The organism is Pseudomonas hunanensis (genome assembly GCF_013393325.1).
Taxonomy (GTDB): Bacteria; Pseudomonadota; Gammaproteobacteria; order Pseudomonadales; family Pseudomonadaceae; genus Aquipseudomonas; species Aquipseudomonas putida_P.
The window spans coordinates 1-17,283 of record NZ_QJRC01000083.1 but is presented as its reverse complement, the minus strand read 5'-3'; the positions used below and the strand labels follow the sequence as shown (position 1 = coordinate 17,283).

Annotated in this window: 14 protein-coding genes; 4 read left to right on the top strand and 10 right to left on the bottom strand. The window is 62.9% G+C overall.

The window, feature by feature from the left end; translation table 11 throughout:
* Positions 1–97: 97 nt before the first annotated feature.
* The gene (gene desA, locus DM807_RS10840) at positions 98–1,282 is read right to left on the bottom strand and encodes a delta-9 fatty acid desaturase DesA (protein WP_012270024.1); all 1,185 of its coding nucleotides are present in this window, start codon (positions 1,280–1,282) and stop codon (positions 98–100) included.
* Between the two features lie 240 nt (positions 1,283–1,522).
* Here desA and dibA point away from each other — a divergent pair, with 240 nt between their 5' ends.
* On the top strand, positions 1,523–3,418 hold the full coding sequence (dibA, locus tag DM807_RS10835) for a phosphodiesterase DibA (RefSeq protein WP_069943162.1): 1,896 nt from the start codon (positions 1,523–1,525) through the stop codon (positions 3,416–3,418).
* A gap of 116 nt (positions 3,419–3,534) precedes the next feature.
* Here the strand turns inward: dibA and DM807_RS10830 are convergent, their stop codons facing one another.
* From DM807_RS10830 to tcyJ, 9 genes are all read right to left on the bottom strand, one after another.
* Positions 3,535–4,179, bottom strand: coding sequence for a methionine ABC transporter permease (locus DM807_RS10830; RefSeq protein ID WP_012270026.1), 645 nt, complete (start codon positions 4,177–4,179; stop codon positions 3,535–3,537).
* Entirely contained in the window at positions 4,169–5,278 is a 1,110-nt protein-coding gene (locus DM807_RS10825; protein ID WP_012270027.1) for a methionine ABC transporter ATP-binding protein, read from the bottom strand. The genes DM807_RS10830 and DM807_RS10825 overlap by 11 nt, the downstream gene beginning before the upstream one ends.
* A gap of 1 nt (position 5,279) precedes the next feature.
* The gene (locus DM807_RS10820) at positions 5,280–6,080 is read right to left on the bottom strand and encodes a MetQ/NlpA family ABC transporter substrate-binding protein (RefSeq protein ID WP_012270028.1); all 801 of its coding nucleotides are present in this window, start codon (positions 6,078–6,080) and stop codon (positions 5,280–5,282) included.
* The gene (locus DM807_RS10815) at positions 6,073–7,464 is read right to left on the bottom strand and encodes an LLM class flavin-dependent oxidoreductase (RefSeq protein WP_012270029.1); all 1,392 of its coding nucleotides are present in this window, start codon (positions 7,462–7,464) and stop codon (positions 6,073–6,075) included. Before DM807_RS10815 ends, DM807_RS10820 begins: the two co-directional genes overlap by 8 nt.
* Positions 7,464–8,645 (bottom strand): SfnB family sulfur acquisition oxidoreductase, encoded by a 1,182-nt coding sequence (locus DM807_RS10810; RefSeq protein ID WP_012270030.1) that lies wholly within the window; start codon positions 8,643–8,645, stop codon positions 7,464–7,466. Before DM807_RS10810 ends, DM807_RS10815 begins: the two co-directional genes overlap by 1 nt.
* Before the next feature lie 153 nt (positions 8,646–8,798).
* Entirely contained in the window at positions 8,799–10,040 is a 1,242-nt protein-coding gene (locus tag DM807_RS10805; RefSeq protein ID WP_060493649.1) for an SfnB family sulfur acquisition oxidoreductase, read from the bottom strand.
* Positions 10,041–10,305: 265 nt separating this feature from the next.
* The gene (gene tcyN / locus DM807_RS10800) at positions 10,306–11,064 is read right to left on the bottom strand and encodes an L-cystine ABC transporter ATP-binding protein TcyN (RefSeq protein WP_003255850.1); all 759 of its coding nucleotides are present in this window, start codon (positions 11,062–11,064) and stop codon (positions 10,306–10,308) included.
* A 2-nt stretch (positions 11,065–11,066) separates the two neighbouring features.
* Positions 11,067–11,735 carry a cystine ABC transporter permease gene (gene tcyL, locus DM807_RS10795; protein ID WP_012270032.1) on the bottom strand — a complete coding sequence of 223 codons (669 nt, stop codon included), beginning with the start codon at positions 11,733–11,735 and terminating at the stop codon, positions 11,067–11,069.
* On the bottom strand, positions 11,732–12,526 hold the full coding sequence (gene tcyJ, locus DM807_RS10790; protein ID WP_012270033.1) for a cystine ABC transporter substrate-binding protein: 795 nt from the start codon (positions 12,524–12,526) through the stop codon (positions 11,732–11,734). Before tcyJ ends, tcyL begins: the two co-directional genes overlap by 4 nt.
* Positions 12,527–12,834: 308 nt before the next feature.
* Here tcyJ and epsC point away from each other — a divergent pair, with 308 nt between their 5' ends.
* The 3 genes from epsC to DM807_RS10775 all read left to right on the top strand — a co-directional run bounded on the left by epsC (position 12,835) and on the right by DM807_RS10775 (position 17,181).
* Positions 12,835–13,767 (top strand): serine O-acetyltransferase EpsC, encoded by a 933-nt coding sequence (gene epsC / locus DM807_RS10785; RefSeq protein ID WP_012270034.1) that lies wholly within the window; start codon positions 12,835–12,837, stop codon positions 13,765–13,767.
* A 270-nt stretch (positions 13,768–14,037) separates the two neighbouring features.
* Entirely contained in the window at positions 14,038–15,999 is a 1,962-nt protein-coding gene (gene betT, locus DM807_RS10780; RefSeq protein ID WP_171577237.1) for a choline transporter BetT, read from the top strand.
* A 246-nt stretch (positions 16,000–16,245) separates the two neighbouring features.
* Positions 16,246–17,181 carry an IS110 family transposase gene (locus DM807_RS10775; RefSeq protein ID WP_179026968.1) on the top strand — a complete coding sequence of 312 codons (936 nt, stop codon included), beginning with the start codon at positions 16,246–16,248 and terminating at the stop codon, positions 17,179–17,181.
* Positions 17,182–17,283 lie beyond the last annotated feature (102 nt).

Genomic DNA, 17,283 nt, shown 5'->3' with positions numbered 1-17,283 from the left:
GGCCCGCCACGCGGGCGATGTGCCGAATTTGAGTGGGAACGTGGGGGCTAAGTTCCGGACGGCACGCCCCACGGTGGGGCGTGCCGATCAACGGTGGTCAGGCGCCGGTCGGGCGCAGGGAGTAGGTCTTGAGTTGTGCCGCGAAGTCGCGCAGGGCGTGGATGCCGCTGCTTTCGGCCTCGTGTACCCAGTCCTTCATGGCCGCCAGCATGTCGTGGCCGTTGGCGCTGGTGCGTGCCCAGATCTGCTGCAGGGCCAGGCGCTTTTCGTAGATGGTTTTCAGTGCCTGGCTGTGCGCGAGCATCGACTCGATGCGCACGTGGTGGCGGTCTTCCAGCAGGCTGGTTTCACGCGACAGCAGGCGTTTGGCACGGCGGAAGCGGTGACGCACCGAGGTATCGACGCGTGCCAGCTCCTGTTTCACCAGCGGGCCGATCACCAGCTTGCGGTACTGGGCCATGATCTGGAAGCGGTTGTTGAGGATGGCCATGGCGGTATCCATGTCCAGGTTGGCCTTGCCGGCCACCCGATGAGCGATGGGCGCCACACGCTGCACCTTGGCCAGACGCAGCAGGCAGAAGAGGCGGATCCAGGCCCAGCCCATGTCGAACTCCCAGCGTTTGACCGAGAGCTTGGCCGAGTTGGGGTAGGTGTGGTGGTTGTTGTGCAGTTCTTCACCACCGATGACGATGCCCCACGGCACCAGGTTGGTGGCGGCGTCGCGGCATTCGAAGTTGCGGTAGCCGAGGGCATGGCCCAGGCCGTTGACCACACCGGCGGCCCAGAACGGAATCCACATCATCTGCACCGCCCAGATGGTGATGCCGATGGTGCCGAACAGCAGCAGGTCGATGACTGCCATCAGTGCGATACCGCCCAGCTTGTAACGCGAGTAGAGGTTGCGTTCGATCCAGTCTTCCGGGCAGTTCTTGCCGTAGATGCGCAGGGTTTCGGGGTTGCGTGCCTCTTCACGGTACAGCTCGGCACCTTTGCGCAACACCGTACTCAGGCCCTTGTGCACCGGGCTGTGGGGGTCGTCGGGGGTTTCGCACTTGGCGTGGTGCTTGCGGTGGACGGCGGTCCACTCGCGGGTGTTCTGCGCCGTGGTCAGCCACAGCCAGAAACGGAAGAAATGCTTGAGCGCGCCGTTGAGCTCCAAGGCCCGGTGCGCGGAGTAGCGATGCAGGTAGACCGTGACGCTGACAATGGTCACGTGGGTCATCAACAAAGTGATGCCCACCAGTTGCCAGGCCGACAAGTCGAGCAGGCCGTTGTACCACATAGGTGTAAAAACCCTCGGAATGCAGGAGGAGGGGCTGATTATCCCTTGGCAGGGAAATAAAACCAGTCAAAGCTGACGACGCGATATTTCACGCAATCCATGTGGGAGCGGCTTCAGCCGAGAACACCGGCAGAGCCGGTGCCATCCACCGCGTTGCCATCTTCGCGGGTAAACCCGCTCCCACAGTGCGCCAGAGCCTTTATAATGCCCATTCTTTTCTGATGGGCAATCCCACCCGACATGTCTGTTTCCGTTCGCGACGCCTTGCGCATGGCTGCGCTGTATGTGGTGCTCTCGATCCTCTGGCTGGCGCTCGCCGAGGTGATGCTGCACGGCATGACTGACGACCCCCTGGCACTGACCGTGGGGCGGCAGATCAACATCGTGCTGTGGGTGTTGTTCAGTGCCGTACTGATCTACGTTTCCAGGGTACGGCTGCTGAACTTCATCGGTGCTGGTGCGCGCTTGCGCTGCGAGGATCGTGAGCGGCTGCGCATGGCCGCCGCAGTGTTCGACAGTACCCTCGAAGGTGTACTGGTCACCGACCGCCAGGGCCTGATCGTGCACGTCAACCGTGCCTTCATGCGCATCACCGGCTATCAGCAGGACGAGGTGATGGGCCAGCGCCCGAGCAAGTTCAAGTCCGGTCGCCATGGCCTTGCGTTCTACCAGCAGATCTTCGCCACCCTGGCCGAACAGGGCGAGTGGAGCGGTGAAATCTGGAACCGACGCAAGAGCGGCGAAATTTATCCGCAGTGGCAGACCATATGTGCCATTCGCGATGACGATGGTGAGCTCAGCCATTACGTGGCGGTGTTCAGTGACATCAGTGCGATCAAGCATACAGAACAGGAGCTGGCCTACCTGGCCCACCACGACCCATTGACGGGCCTGCCCAACCGCCTGCTGTTCACCGACCGGGTCGAGCAGGCATTGGCGGCGGCACAGGCCAACAAGCGCGGTTGCGCGCTGTTGCTGCTGGACCTGGACCACTTCCAGAGCATCAACGATGGCCTTGGCCACACCATCGGTGACCAGTTGCTGAAACGGGTGGGCGAGCGCCTGGGTGAGGTGCTGGGTAGCGGCGTGACCCTGGCGCGGCTGGGCGGCGACGAGTTCGCTGTGCTGGCCGAGAACTGCCAACAGGTCGGCCAGGCGGGCAAGCTGGCGCAGTGCATCATCGAGCGTATGCGCGAGCCGTTCCTGTGCGAGGAAAATCGCCTGTTCATCAGTGCCAGCGTCGGTATCAGCCTGTTCCCCAGCGATGCGTTGGGCGCCGAACAGTTGCTGCGTAATGCCGACGCGGCGTTGTACAAGGCCAAAAGCAACGGGCGGGCCTGCTATGCGCTGTACACCGAAGAGCTGACTGCCCACGCCCAACACCGGGTCGAGACTGCTGGAGAGCTGCGCCGGGCCCTGGAGCAGGATGAGCTGCGGGTGTATTTCCAGCCGGTACATGACCTGGCGACAGGCCGACAGGTCGGGGTCGAGACGTTGGTGCGCTGGCAGCATCCCCAGCGGGGCCTGGTGCCGCCGGGCGAGTTCATCCCGATTGCCGAGCGCACCGGGCTGATTGCCGAAATCGATACCTGGGTGCTGCGCCAGGCTTGCCGGCAAATGGTGCAGTGGCAGGCCGAAGGCAGGCAGCTGGCCTTTGTGGCGGTGAACATATCCAGCCGCCTGTTTGGCCAGCATGAGCTGTACCGGCAAGTCGCCGCGGTTTTGCATGAAACTGGCCTGCCCCCAGCCTTGCTGGAGCTGGAAGTGACGGAAAGCGCGGTGATGGAAGACCCTGAGGTGGCGCTGGAGCAGCTGCACCGTTTGCGCGAGCTGGGGGTGACCCTGGCCATCGACGACTTCGGCACCGGGTATTCGTCGCTGTTGCGGCTCAAGCGTTTGCCCGTGCAGAAGCTGAAGATCGACCAGGGCTTCGTTGCCGGTTTGCCGCTGGATGAGGATGACATCGCGATCGTGCGGGTGATCATCGCCCTGGCCCGCAGCATGGGCATGCAGGTGCATGCCGAGGGCATTGAGCAGGCCGAGCAGGCCCGTTTCCTGCTGCAGGAGCAGTGTCAATTGGGCCAAGGGTACTGGTTCGGGCGGCCGGTGCCGGCTGGGGATCTTCGCTGGGATTGAGAGCTTGGGGCCGCTTTGCGGCCCGGTCGCGACACAAGGCCGCTCCTACATGGGTATGCGGTCGTCTGTAGGAGCGGCCTTGTGTCGCGATCGGGCTGCAAAGCAGCCCCCGGCAGTCAACGCTTGTTCAAGCCCTTCGCCAAGCGGTCCCCGCCCAGCTGGATCAACGCCACCAACGCCACCAGCAAGGCAATCACGGTCAGCATGATCTGGCTGTCGAAACGCTGGTAGCCATACCGGTAGGCGATATCCCCCAACCCTCCAGCACCAATCGCCCCAGCCATCGCCGAAGAGTTGATCAAGGTCACGAGGGTAATGGTGAACCCCCCCACGATGCCCGGCAGTGCCTCGGGCAGCAGCACATGCCAGACAATGTGCCAGCGCCGGCAGCCCATGGCCTGTGCGGCCTCCACCAAGCCATGGTCGACCTCGCGCAGGCTGACCTCGGCAATCCGCGCAAAGAACGGCGTGGCGGCGATGGTCAGCGGCACCACCGCCGCCCACACGCCGTAGGTGGTGCCTACCACCAGGCGGGTGAAGGGGATCAGCGCGACCATCAGGATCAGGAACGGGATCGAGCGGAACAGGTTGACGAAGGCGCCCAGCACCCGGTTCAGCAGCGGCGCCTCGAAGATCCCGCCCTTGTCGCTGGTGACCAGCAGCACCGCCATCGGTACGCCCACCAGCAGGGCGATCAGCGACGAAACGCCGACCATCAGCAGGGTATCGAGCAAGCCTTCCAGCAGACGATCAAACCACATGGCCCAGCACCTCCACGTCCTCGGCCCAGCGGCGGGCACGTTCCAGCAATTGATGGGTGTCGTGCGGCGAGTGTTGCACCGACAGGATCAACTGCCCCAGGGCATGCTCGCCGATGGTTTCCACGCCACCCTGCAGCAGGCGCACACGCCCGCCCAAGTCTTGGAACAGGGCAGACAGCTCTGGCTCACCGAGCACTGTCAGTTTCAGCACCACGGCGCTGTCATGGCTCGCCGGGCTGGCCTGCAGGCTGGCTTGCAATGCGGCTGGCAGCCTGGCCTGCAAGGGTGCGAGCAGGGTGCGGGTGACCTCGTGGCGGGGAGAGCCGAACACCCGCCAGACTTCGCCCTGCTCGACCACCTCACCGCGCTCTAGCACCACCACCCGATGGCAGATATCACGGATTACCGCCATTTCGTGGGTGATCAGCACGATGGTCAGGCCCAGGCGCTGATTGATGTCGCGCAGCAGCTCAAGGATCGAGGCCGTGGTCTCTGGGTCCAGCGCCGAGGTGGCCTCGTCGCACAGCAAGATCTCGGGGTCGTGCACCAGCGCTCGGGCAATGCCCACGCGCTGTTTCTGCCCGCCGGACAGCTGCGCCGGGTACACATGGTGCTTTTCCTGCAAACCGACCAGCTCCAGCAACTCGCGCACCTTGTGCTGACGCTCGGCCTTGGCCACGCCGGCCACCTTCAACGGCAGCTCGACGTTCTGCCATACAGTCTTGGCCGACATCAGGTTGAAGTGCTGGAAGATCATGCCGATGCGCCGACGCAGCGCCACCAGGCGGTCCTCGTCGAAGGGGGCGATGTCTACCTGGTCGATCAGTATCCGGCCCTGGCTGGGTTGCTCCAGGCGGTTGATGGTACGCAGCAGTGAAGACTTGCCGGCGCCGCTACGGCCGATGATGCCGAAAATCTCGCCATGGCGGATGTTCAGGTCGATGCCTTGCAAGGCCGGTTGTGCCTGGCCAGGGTAGGTCTTGCCCAGGCCGATGAAGCGCACATGGGCTTCATTGACTTCCGGGCGCAGGGCCTGTTCCTTGACCGTTGGCGGCAATGGTTGTGGGGTAGGCGCCCTGAGCGCGCTGGCCTGGCTCATGTCAGCCTTCCCAGCCAGCTTGGTAGAGCTTGCCGTGGGCTTTGTCCAACGCTGCGCGTACCACAGGCGAGTGCTGGTAGATGTCGACGAACTTGGCCAGGCGTGGGTCGTCCTTGCTTTGTGGGCGGATGACGAACTGGATCACGTATTCCTTGTTTTCCAGGCCATCGAACAGCAACGCCGAGGTGGCATCGAAGGTATTGGCCAGGCGGATGTAGGCCGGGTAACCCTGCACCAGGTCGGCGTCATCGTAGGCGCGCACCAGCTGAACCGCCTCGACCTGCAGGATTTTCAGCTTTTTCGGGTTGGTGACGATGTCGTCCTCGGTGGCCTTGTAGCCAACGCCTGGCTTCAGGGTGATCAGCCCGGCCTTGGCCAGCAGTTGCAGGCCCCGGCCGCTGTTGATCGGGTCGTTGGCGATGGCCACGCTGGCGCCTTCTGGCAGGTCGGCGAAGCTTTTGTACGTTTTCGAGTACAGGCCAACGTTGTTGATGATGCCCGAGGCGTAGGGCACCAGGTTGAAGCCCGCAGCGGCTTTGGCGTTTTCCAGGAACGGGATGTGCTGGAAGTAGTTCACGTCGATGTCGCCACTGTTGAGGCTGACATTGGGCGCAATCCAGTCGCTGAACTCGATCAGCTTCACTTCCAGGCCTTGCTTGTGTGCTTCCTCCACTGCGGCTTCCAGCGGAATGGCAAAGGCCGAGGTGGTGCCGATCTTCAGCGGTTCGGCTGCCAGGGCGCTGGCGGACAGGCCCAGTGTGAAGGCAATGGCCGCGACGGGCCGGAACAGTTTCTCAAGCATGATGCAGGGCTCCAGTCGGGGCAGGGGTTGGGGTAAAACGATAAGCCGAGCCAGGGTGGCTGACGGGCAAGTGCGGGTGGTCGGCCTGGAACAGCTTCTCGCGCAGGGTGCCTTCGGCGTAGGCGGTCTTGTAGCGGCCACGCTGCTGCAGTTGCGGGACGACCAGGTCGATGAAGTCCTCGAAGCTTTCCGGGGTGACGGTGCGGGTCAGGTTGAAGCCGTCCAGCCCGGTTTCGTCGACCCAGGCAATCAACTGTTCGGCCACCTGTTCGGGAGCGCCGACCAGGGTGACGTAGCGGCCACCCAGGGCGTGCTGCTCAAGCAGGCGCCGGCGGGTCCAGGCGTTGTCTTGCAACTGGCGGGTGGCCGACTGGATGGCGTTGCCCTGGTTGAAGGCGATTGGCTCGTCCAGCGCGTAGGCGGCGAAGTCGATGCCGGTGGATGCGGCGAAGTGCGCGACGCCGGCCTCGGGGCTTGCATGGCGCAGGTATTCGGCATGCTTGGCCTGGGCCGCTTGCTCGGTGGCCGCGACGATCACCGTGATGCCCATGAACACCTTGACTGCTTGCGGGTCGCGACCGGCAGCCTGGGCGGCTGCGCGCACCTTGTCGACCTGGGCGCGGGTGGCGGCCTTGTCCTGGCCACTGATGAACACGCATTCGGCATGGTTGCCAGCGAAAGCCAGGCCGCGCGGCGAGCTGCCGGCCTGGAACAGCACCGGGGTGCGCTGCGGCGAGGGCTCGCACAGGTGATAGCCCTCGACGTTGTAGAACTCGCCGTGGTGGCTGACCTTGCGCACCTTGTCGGGTTGGGCATAGACGCGCTGCGTGCGGTCTGCGACCACGGCGTCGTCGGCCCAGCTGCCTTCCAGCAGCTTGTACAGCACCTGCAGGTATTCGTCGGCCTGGTCGTAGCGGCGGTCGTGCTCGGGTTGTTGCTCAAGGCCCATGGCTCGGGCCGCGCTGTCGAGGTAACCGGTGACGATGTTCCAACCGATTCGGCCATTGCTCAGGTGGTCGAGGGTGGATAGGCGCCGGGCGAACAGGTACGGCGCCTCGTAGGTGAGGTTGGCGGTAAGGCCGAAACCCAGGTGGCGGGTGACCGCAGCCATGGCTGAAACCAGCAGCAGCGGGTCGTTGACCGGCAGCTGAATCGACTCCTTGAGGGGCACGTCCAGCGACTGCCCGTAGATGTCGTAGGTACCGACGATATCGGCGATGAACAGCCCGTCGAACAGGCCGCGCTCCAGCAGGCGTGCCAGGTGGGTCCAGTAGTCCAGGGTCTTGTATTGGGTCGAGGTGTCCCGTGGATGGGTCCACAGGCCGTGGTTGATGTGCCCGATGCAGTTCATGTTGAAGGCATTGAGCAGAATCTGCTTGGCCATCAGATGGTCCCCCGACGTGGCGGGTTGGCATCGTTGAGGTAGTAGTTGCCGATGGCGTGGTACTTCCAGCGCACCGGGTCGTGCAGGGTGTGCACACGGGCGTTGCGCCAGTGGCGGTCGAGGTTGTGCTCGGCCAAGGTTGCCTGGCTGCCACCTAGTTCGAACAGCGCGGTACCTGCAGCAAGCGATATCTCGGTGCTGATGGCGCGTGCCTCGGCCACGGCGATGGAGGCGGCGGCCACGTTGTCGGCGGTGCTGTCGTCGCGGGCGCGGTCGAGGTACTCGCCGGCGCGCTCCAGCAGGGCCTCGGCGGCGTGCAAACGGATCGCCAGGTGGCCGAAGCTTTTCAACGTCAGCGGGTCATCCGTGGCCTTGTCCAGGCCGGAGTCGACCCACGGACGACTGCGGGTACGTACGAAGTGCAGGGCATCTTCATAAGCCGCGCGGGCGATGCCGGTGTCGATTGCGGCATGAAGGATCTGCGCCAACGGCCCGACCGGGGTAGGGCGCTCGAAGGCACTCTGGAACGGCACCACGTCGGCGGCGCTGACGTACACGTTGTCGAACACCACCGAACCGCTGCCGGTGGTGCGCTGGCCGAATCCGCTCCAGTCATCGATCACTTGCAAGCCCTGGCTGTCGGCTGGGACGAAGGCCAGTTGCTGCACGCCTTGGTCGTCGACGACCGAGGTGGGAATGCGCTGGGCGTAGATGGCACCGGTGGAATAGAACTTGCGGCCGTTGATGCGGAAGCCATCGCCGTCACGGCTCAGTCGGGTGGTGCGTTCGTTGGCGGTCTTGGTGCCCAACTCGGCCAGGGCATTGCCAAAGCGGCGGCCGGCCAACACTTCGGCGTATAGCCGCTGTTGCTGCTCGGGGGTGCCGTTTACTCGCAGTACTTCCAGGCCGTAGAAATGGTTTTGCGGGATCTGCCCGAGCGAGCCGTCGGCTTGGGCGATACGGGCGATGACCTTGGCCAGGGTGACATTGGACACGCCGGCGCCACCGAAGGCCTTGGGCACGCTGATGGCCCATAGGCCGGAGCGGGTGAACAGCTCCAGTTCGGCGTGCGGCAGGCGGCGCTCGCGGTCGCGCAGGGCGCTGTCGCGGCGCAGTTGCTGGGCGATGTCTTCGGCGACATTCAGGGCTTCGGTGTCGCTGGTGATGATATTTGTAGTCATGTTGTTCTCCGGGGCCATTGGGGCCGCTTTGCGGCCCATCGCGACACAAGGCCGCTCCTACAGGGGGGCGCGACCCGATGTCGGTACGCGATCCCGTGTAGGAGCGGCCTTGTGTCGCGATGGGCTGCAAAGCAGCCCCCAAGGCCTAAAAAATCAGATCCAGGAATGCCGCGCAGGCAGGGTGCCGTTGAGGTGGTACGCGCCCACCGCGTGGTACTTCCAGCGCACCGGGTCATGCAGGGTGTGCACCCGGGCATTGCGCCAATGGCGGTCGAGGTTGAACTCGGCGAGGGTGGCGCGGCTGCCGGCCAACTCGAACAGCTTCTCGCTGGCCTGCAGGGCGACCTCGGTGGTCAGTACCTTGGCCTCGGCCACCGCAATCGAGGCGCGTGCCGCGCTGGCGGCGTCGATTGGCGCGGCATTGACCTCGTCGAGTACCCGCGCGGCTTTGCGCAGCAGTGCTTCGGCGGCATGCAGTTCGAGCTTCAGGCGGCCAATGTCGGCAATCACATAAGGGTCGTCGCTGGCACGGTCCACGTTGGCCTCGATCCATGGGCGGGACTTTTCGCGCACGAATGTGATTGCATCGTCGATTGCCGCTTCGGCAATGCCGGCGTCGATCGCCGCCTGGATCAGCTGCGAAGCCGCGCCCTGGATGTTGGGGATATCGCGCTGGCGCCAGTTGTCGATCACCAGCTCGGCGTCTACTGGTACCTGGTCCAGCAGTACAGTGCCGCTGGCGGTAGTGCGCTGGCCGAACCCGGACCAGTCGTCGACGATGCGCAGCCCCGGGCTGCCCCGGCGCACGAATGCCAGGCGCTGGCGGCCTTCGTCGTCGAGGGCTTTCACCGCCACCCAGTGAGCGAACAGGGCGCCAGTGGAATAGAACTTCTCACCGCTGATGCGATAGCTGTCGCCAGCGCGAGTTATCCGGGCCTTGAGGGTGAGCGTGTCCTTGGTGCCGCGTTCGGGGCCGGCATTACCGATGCGCCAGCCGTCGAGCACGCTGCGGAAGATCAGCGCCTGCTGTGCCTCGGTGGCCGTCAGGCGAATCAGTTGCAACATGCCGAACTGGTTCTGCGGGATCTGCCCCAAGGCCGGGTCGGCGGCGCTGATCACGCGGAAAACCTCGGCTACGGTTTCGAACGATACGTCCGGGCCGCCGTGGGCCTTGGGTACGCTGATGCTACCCAGGCCGCTGCGGGTGAACAGCTCGATCTCGGCCCAAGGCAGTTTGCGTTGCTGGTCGCGGCGGGCAGCTTGCTCGCGGGCAACCTCGGCCAGTTCGCGGGCCGCTTGCAGGGCTTCGGCGTCATTGCGCAGTACCTTGGCCGGCAGCAGCAGGGGCGAGCTGTCGAGATCGCTGTGGAATTGGGTATTTGGCTGGCTGGACATCAGTACCGCTCCTTGGCTGCACTCAATGCCCTGGCGATACGCACTGGGGTGATTGTGATCCTGACCATTCCTGACCTCACAAAATAGTTGTGCCGCTACAGCTGATCGCGACAAATGTGTGCTGGTCCGGTGGTCCGGTTTATATACCCTAATGCTTTATAAATTGTTTATGAACTAACCATTTGGAATATGTATAGAAGGAGGGATTTGCTACAGATGTGCCGGCCCTATTCGCGGGTGAACCCGCGAATAGGGCCGAGCAGGCTTATTCGGAAGCCGCGGTACCGAGGAACTTGCGCAGGAACTGCCGGGTACGCTCTTCCTTGGGCGCCGCAAACAACGCCTTGGCTTCACCCTGTTCCACGATCACGCCCTTGTCGAAGAAGATCACCCGGTTCGCCACATCCCGAGCAAAGCTCATCTCGTGGGTGACGATGATCATGGTGCGCTTTTCCTCGGCCAGGCCGCGGATGGTCGCCAGTACTTCACCCACCAGCTCCGGGTCCAGCGCCGACGTCGGTTCGTCGAACAGGATCACCTCCGGCTCCATGGCCAGGGCGCGGGCGATGGCCACCCGTTGCTGCTGGCCGCCGGACAGGCGCCGTGGGTAGGCGTCTTCCTTGCCCGCCAGGCCGACCTTGGCCAGCAGACGCCGGCCAAGCTCGATGGCCTGTTCGCGAGGCGTCTTCTTGACGATCACCGGCCCCTCGATCACGTTCTCCAGGGCGGTGCGGTGAGGGAACAAGTTGAAGTTCTGGAACACGAACCCGGCCTGCTGGCGCAAACGCCGAATCGCACCTTGCTGGCCACCCAGCGGGCGGTTGGCATCGATGCTGATGGCGCCGATCTGGATCTGCCCGGCATCGGGGGTTTCCAGCAGGTTCAGGCAGCGCAGGAAGGTGGTCTTGCCCGAGCCACTGGGGCCGATGATGGCCACCACTTCGCCGGGCTGCACGGTCAGGTCGATACCGTTGAGCACGGTCTGGCCCTTGAACCGTTTGGTCAGGCCTTTGACTTCAATCATGCTCATTGCTCCTGGTCATGCTGGTTGACCCGCGCTTCCATGCGGTTCTGGAAGTGCGCAAGGATGCTGCACAGCACCCAGTAGATAACGGCGACTGCCACGTACATGGTGAACACTTCGAAGGTCCGTGCGGTAATCAGCTGCGCCTGGCGGAACAGCTCGGGCACCTGGATGGTCGCCGCCAGGGCGGTGTCCTTGACCAGCGAAATGAAGCTGTTACCCAACGGTGGCAGGGCGGTGCGCAAGGCCTGTGGCAGGATCGCCCGGCGCATGGCCTGGACGCGGGTCATGCCGATGCTGGCGGCAGCTTCCCACTGGCCCCGGTCGATCGAGGAAATCGCCGCACGCAGGATTTCGCAGATGTAGGCCGCCATGTTCAGCGACAGGCCGATCAGCGAGGCAGGTATCGGGTCGAGCTCGATACCGATCTGTGGCATGCCGAAATAGATCACGAACAGCTGCACCAGCAGCGGCGTGCCGCGGAAGAACGACACGTAGACCCGCGCCAGCCAGTTCAGCGGCAAAATCTTCGACAGCCGCATCAGCGCAAGGGCAAAGCCCAGCAGCAGGCCGAAGAACATGCCGCCGACACTGAGCAGCACTGTATAACCCGCGCCCTTCAGCAGGAAGGGCGTGGAGTCGACAACGAGTTGCAGGCTTTCAGCGATCATTTGGTGACATCGGCACCGAAGTATTTTTCGGACAGCTTGGCCAGCGTGCCGTCAGCCTTGAGCTTGTCGATGGCCTTGTTGATCGCTGCCAGCAGCTCAGGCTCGCCCTTGCGCAGGGCTACGCCGCTTTCCAGGCGCGAGAAGGCATCGCCGGCAAGCTCGGTGTCCTTGGCTTTTTGCGCGTATTCCAGCGCGGCCAGGCGGTCGATCAGGATGGCGTCGATGCGGCCGTTGCGCAGGTCGGCGAACTTGCTCGGGTCGTCTTCATAGGTACGCACTTCGGCTTTCGGGACATCCTGCTTGACCCACTGCTCGTAGTTGGTGCCTAGGCCCACACCGACTTTCTTGCCGGCCAGGTCTTGCGCCGACTTGATGTTCAGCTGCTCGGCTTTCTTCTTCAGGATCAGGGCCTGGATACCGGAAACGGTGTAGGGCTCGGAGAAGTCGTATTTCTTCTTGCGCTCTTCGGAGATGGTCACCTGATTGACCACTACGTCCAGGCGCTTGGACTCCAGCGCGGCAAGGATGCCGTCCCACTTGGTTGGCTGGATCTTGGCCTTGACCCCCAGCTCCTTGGCCAGGAGTTCCGAAAGCTCCACCTCGAAGCCGGCCAGCTTGCCGTTCTCATCCTGGAAACTGAACGGTGGGTAGGTACCTTCCAGGCCGACGTTGATCACGCCTTTTTCCTGGATAGTCTTCAATTGCTCGCCGGCGAAGGCCTGGCCGAGCAGGCCGGCACCCAGCAGGAGGGCCAGGCTGGCGTTGAGTAGCGGTTTGGCGAATTTCGACATGTCAGAGCCCCGCGCTTGTTGTGTAAGTAGTGAGGTGGCGACTATAGGGTTGGCTGCTTAGGCCAGGAAATACTAAAAAATTATTTTGTTATTCCCTTTTTTCTTTTTGCCAGGTGCTGGCTGCTTTGAGGGTAGGCGACGATCCCCACGCCGTCATCGCGGCTTATGCCTGACTTAGCGCAGGATGGAATAAAGCGTTGTTTTTTCCAAGGGTCGGATTTGCCGTAGAGTGGATTGCATGTAGGCAGGCCTGGTTTCTTCGCGGGCCTGGCAAAAAAATGAGATGGCCCATACGGCAGGAGAAAACCGTGAGCGAACAACCTTCATCCGCGCACTGGCAGTTGCAGAACATCGTTACTGGCCTGCGCGGCGCCCGTGAGCAATGGCGCACCCGCAATGGCCGCAGCATTGGTGAGCAGGGCGGGCGCGAACTGCCATCGCGCGAGGCGATGCGGCAGATTCTGGAGCAACTGTGCGGTGCGTTGTTCCCCATGCGCCTTGGGCCTGTGGACCTGCGCGAAGAAAGCGAAGACTTCTACGTCGGCCATACTCTGGATGCCGCACTGACCGCCTTGCTGGCCCAGGCGCGTCTGGAGTTGCGCTATGCCGCTCGCCAAAGCAAGGCTGAGCTGGCAGGTGTAGACGCTCACGCGCTAAGCCTGATCCAGGGCTTCGCGGCTGCGTTGCCGGAGCTGCGCGTACTGCTCGACACCGATGTGCTGGCCGCCTACCACGGCGACCCGGCGGCGCGCAGCGTCGATGAAGTACTGCTGTGCTACCCAGGTATCCTGGCGATCATCCACCACCGCCTGGCGCACCACCTTTACCAGGCCGGCTTGCCGCTGCTGGCGAGGATCAGTTCGGAGCTGGCGCATTCGGCCACGGGTATCGACATTCACCCAGGGGCGCAAATCGGCCCGAGCTTCTTCATCGACCACGGCACCGGCGTGGTGATTGGCGAAACTGCGATCATCGGCGAGCGCGTGCGCATCTACCAGGCGGTTACCCTGGGCGCCAAGCGCTTCCCAAGCGATGAGTCGGGGACCCTGCACAAAGGCCTGCCGCGCCACCCCATCGTCGAGGACGATGTGGTGATCTATGCCGGGGCCACGGTGCTGGGGCGCATTACCATCGGCAAAGGCTCGACCATTGGCGGCAATGTGTGGCTGACCCGCAGTGTGCCGGCTGAAAGCAACATCACCCAGGCCAACTTGCAGCTGGATTGCCAGGACAAGAACTGATCTGGCATTTGCTTGACCTTAACCGGCCCTTAGCGGGTAAACCCGCGAAAGGGCCGGTTCAGAAGGACGCCAATCAGCGGCCCAATTCGCATTGAAATCCGATCCATGTTTAACTTGAACGCTTGTTCAATGAAAAAACGCTGGTCCGCTGCCGGTGTTCAACAGGAGGATTCCTTTGCTGAACCCGTTCATTCCGAACCTTACGTCATTCGACGAGGTGCACGCCCGATGAGTGCACCGAACCCTTCCCTTGCCAATGGCAAGATCCGCATGAACCCCCCGGTGTTCTACTTCGCGGCTAGTTTCATCCTCATCTTTGGCCTGGTGGTCATCTCCAACCCGCAAGCGGCAGGTGACTGGTTGCTGGCGGCGCAGAACTGGGCGGCCAACACGGTCGGCTGGTACTACATGCTGGCGATGACGCTGTACCTGGTCTTCGTGGTGGTCACCGCCTTGTCTGGCTACGGCAAGATCAAGCTCGGTGCCGACCACGACGAACCCGAGTTCAGTTACCTGTCGTGGGCCGGCATGCTGTTTGCCGCCGGTATCAGCATCACCCTGTTCTTTTTCTGCGTCTCCGAACCGCTGACCCACATGCTGCAGCCGCCTCAGGGCGAAGCGGGCACGGCCGAGGCCGGGCGTCAGGCAATGCAGATTCTGTTCCTTCACTGGGGCCTGCATGGCTGGGGCGTCTTCGCCTTCGTCGGTATGGCGCTGGCGTACTTCGCCTACCGCCACAACCTACCGCTGGCCCTGCGCTCGGCGCTGTACCCGCTGATCGGCAAACGCATCAACGGCCCGATCGGCTACGCGGTGGACGGCTTCGGCATCATCGCCACGGTGTTCGGCCTGGGCGCCGACATGGGCTTTGGTGTGCTGCATCTGAACGCCGGCCTCGACTACCTGTTCGGCATCAGCCACAGCCAGTGGGTGCAGGTGATCCTCATCACCCTGATGATGGGCGCGGCCGTGGCCGTGGCTGTCGCCGGGGTGGAAAAGGGGGTGCGGGTGATGAGCGACATCAACCTGTTCCTGGCCTGCGCACTGCTGCTGTTCGTGCTGTTCGCCGGGCCTACCCAGCACCTGTTCAATACGCTCATCCAGAACCTGGGCGACTACCTGGGCGCTTTGCCACGCAAGAGCTTCGACGTGTATGCCTACGGTGAAAACCGCGATTGGCTGGGTGGCTGGACAGTGTTCTATTGGGCCTGGTGGATTGCCTGGGCGCCGTTCGTGGGGCTGTTCATCGCCCGTATCTCCCGTGGCCGCACCATCCGCGAGTTCGTCTTTGGCGTGCTGTTGATTCCGCTCGGTTTCACCCTGGCGTGGATGTCGATCTTCGGCAACAGCGCGCTGGACCAGGTGATCAACCACGGCATGACCGCGCTGGGACAGTCGGCCCTGGATAACCCGTCGATGAGCCTGTACCTGCTGCTGGAGACCTACCCCTGGAGCAAGGCGGTGATCGCCACCACGGTGTTCATCAGCTTCGTGTTCTTCGTTACCTCGGCCGACTCGGGCACCGTGGTGCTGTCGACCTTGTCGGCCAAGGGCGGCGAAGCCGACGAGGATGGGCCGAACTGGCTGCGCATCTTCTGGGGCGCGATGACTGCGCTGATCACCAGCGCGCTGTTGTTCGCCGGCAGTATCGATTCGCTGAAGTCGGCGGTGGTGCTGACTTCGTTGCCGTTCTCGCTGATTCTGCTGTGCATGATGTGGGGGCTGCACAAGGCGTTCTACCTCGAGTCGCAGCGGCAGATCGCGCAGATGCACTCGCTGGCGCCGTTTGCCCAGTCACGTCGCGGCCGTGGCGGCTGGCGCCAGCGCCTGAGCCAGGCGGTGCATTTCCCGTCGCGTGATGAGGTGTACCGTTTCATGGATGACGTGGTGCGCCCGGCGATTGCCGACGTGCGGGAAGTGTTCGAGCAGAAGGGCCTGGTGCTGATTACCCAGGACGACCCGAGCCACGACAATGTCAGCTTGAAGATTGGCCATGGCGAGGAACAGCCGTTCATTTACCAGGTGCAGATGCGTGGCTACTTCACGCCATCGTTCGCCCTGGGTGGGCTGGGGACGCAGGAGTTGAAGAACCGCCGTTATTATCGGGCGGAGGTGCACCTGAGCGAAGGCAGCCAGAACTATGACCTGGTGGGCTACAGCAAGGAGCAGATCATCAACGACATCCTCGACCAGTACGAGCGGCACATGCAGTACTTGCATCTGGTTCGGTAATAACCTGTACCGGCCTCTTCGCGGGTAAACCCGCTTGTGTCTTGAGGAGGGAATAGAATCTAAGGTGAGAGCGGTGAATGGCAAGTTGATAGCCCGAGGTGCCTCGAGCACGTGTGGGAGCACAAGCTGCCATTCACCGTTCCACTTTGGCGAGAGCCCGAACAGTTGGATGAGGGCCAAATCTCGAACCACAAGCGTGGGCCAAGCCAAAGCGCTCTCACTCCTTGAGTCTAAGAGGGTTTGGCCATGTTTTCCTCTGTCGGCATCGATGTTTCCAGCACCACACTTGCCGTGCACATCCGCCCCGAAGGTTTGAACTTCAATGTTTCCAATGACCTGAACGGATTCAGTCAGCTTGTCGAAAAACTCGGCGAGTATCAGGTTTCAGCAATCATCCTTGAAGCGACCGGCGGTTACGAATGCAACGTCCTGCGGGCTCTACATGACGCTGGTCTTCCGGCGTACCGGATAAACCCCAGCCGCGTCCGGGCCTTTGCCAAATCCATGGGTAAACAAGCCAAGACCGACCCCATCGACGCTGCGGTGCTGGCTCACTTCGCCGAAGTGCTGCCGCCTCAACGGTATACGGTAATGACGCCTGAACGGGCCTTGCTGCGCGAGTTGCTGATGCAGCGGGATCGCTTCGTCCAGCAACGTGACGATGACAAACGTCGGCTGAAGCAGGCCCAGTCAACCAGCGTCTGCTTCCGTCTGGAGCGCCACATTGTTTACCTGAAAGGTGAAATCAAAGCGCTCGAACTCGAGATCGCTGAACAGGCCGTGAAGCTCAATGACGACCGTGTCCCACGCCTCTTGGAGGTCAAAGGCATTGGCTTGGTCACGGCAACCAAGCTGGTGGCTCTGCTGCCGGAGTTGGGCCAGGTGGACCGTAAGGAAATCGCGGCACTGGTGGGTGTTGCACCGTTCAACCAAGACAGCGGCAAACACGCGGGCAAGCGCGAGATCTGGGGTGGCCGGTCACGTGTCAGGCGAGCGCTGTACATGGCCTGCTGGATCGTCATCCGATACAACCAAGACTTCGGAGCCCGCTATGCGGCTTTGCGGGCCGAGGGGAAATGCGCGAAGGTGGCGATAGTGGCGTGCATGCGGGTCTTGATCATACGGCTGAATGCGATGCTAAAGGCCGGAACACCTTGGCAGGAGCAGGTGGCCCATCCGTAAGAGTCAGCCATGCTGGCGATGCCCGGCAGAGCCGGGCCAAGGGCGCTACGCGCCCCATCGCCAGCAAGGCCAGCTTCCACAAGAAGACAGTTGCTCCCACAG

Coding starts and splice junctions, on each gene's coding strand:
- desA (WP_012270024.1), bottom strand. CDS start 1,282: ATGTGGTACAACGGCCTGCTCGACTTGTCGGCCTGGCAACTGGTGGGC.
- dibA (WP_069943162.1), top strand. CDS start 1,523: ATGTCTGTTTCCGTTCGCGACGCCTTGCGCATGGCTGCGCTGTATGTG.
- DM807_RS10830 (WP_012270026.1), bottom strand. CDS start 4,179: ATGTGGTTTGATCGTCTGCTGGAAGGCTTGCTCGATACCCTGCTGATG.
- DM807_RS10825 (WP_012270027.1), bottom strand. CDS start 5,278: ATGAGCCAGGCCAGCGCGCTCAGGGCGCCTACCCCACAACCATTGCCG.
- DM807_RS10820 (WP_012270028.1), bottom strand. CDS start 6,080: ATGCTTGAGAAACTGTTCCGGCCCGTCGCGGCCATTGCCTTCACACTG.
- DM807_RS10815 (WP_012270029.1), bottom strand. CDS start 7,464: ATGGCCAAGCAGATTCTGCTCAATGCCTTCAACATGAACTGCATCGGG.
- DM807_RS10810 (WP_012270030.1), bottom strand. CDS start 8,645: ATGACTACAAATATCATCACCAGCGACACCGAAGCCCTGAATGTCGCC.
- DM807_RS10805 (WP_060493649.1), bottom strand. CDS start 10,040: ATGTCCAGCCAGCCAAATACCCAATTCCACAGCGATCTCGACAGCTCG.
- tcyN (WP_003255850.1), bottom strand. CDS start 11,064: ATGATTGAAGTCAAAGGCCTGACCAAACGGTTCAAGGGCCAGACCGTG.
- tcyL (WP_012270032.1), bottom strand. CDS start 11,735: ATGATCGCTGAAAGCCTGCAACTCGTTGTCGACTCCACGCCCTTCCTG.
- tcyJ (WP_012270033.1), bottom strand. CDS start 12,526: ATGTCGAAATTCGCCAAACCGCTACTCAACGCCAGCCTGGCCCTCCTG.
- betT (WP_171577237.1), top strand. CDS start 14,038: ATGAACCCCCCGGTGTTCTACTTCGCGGCTAGTTTCATCCTCATCTTT.
- DM807_RS10775 (WP_179026968.1), top strand. CDS start 16,246: ATGTTTTCCTCTGTCGGCATCGATGTTTCCAGCACCACACTTGCCGTG.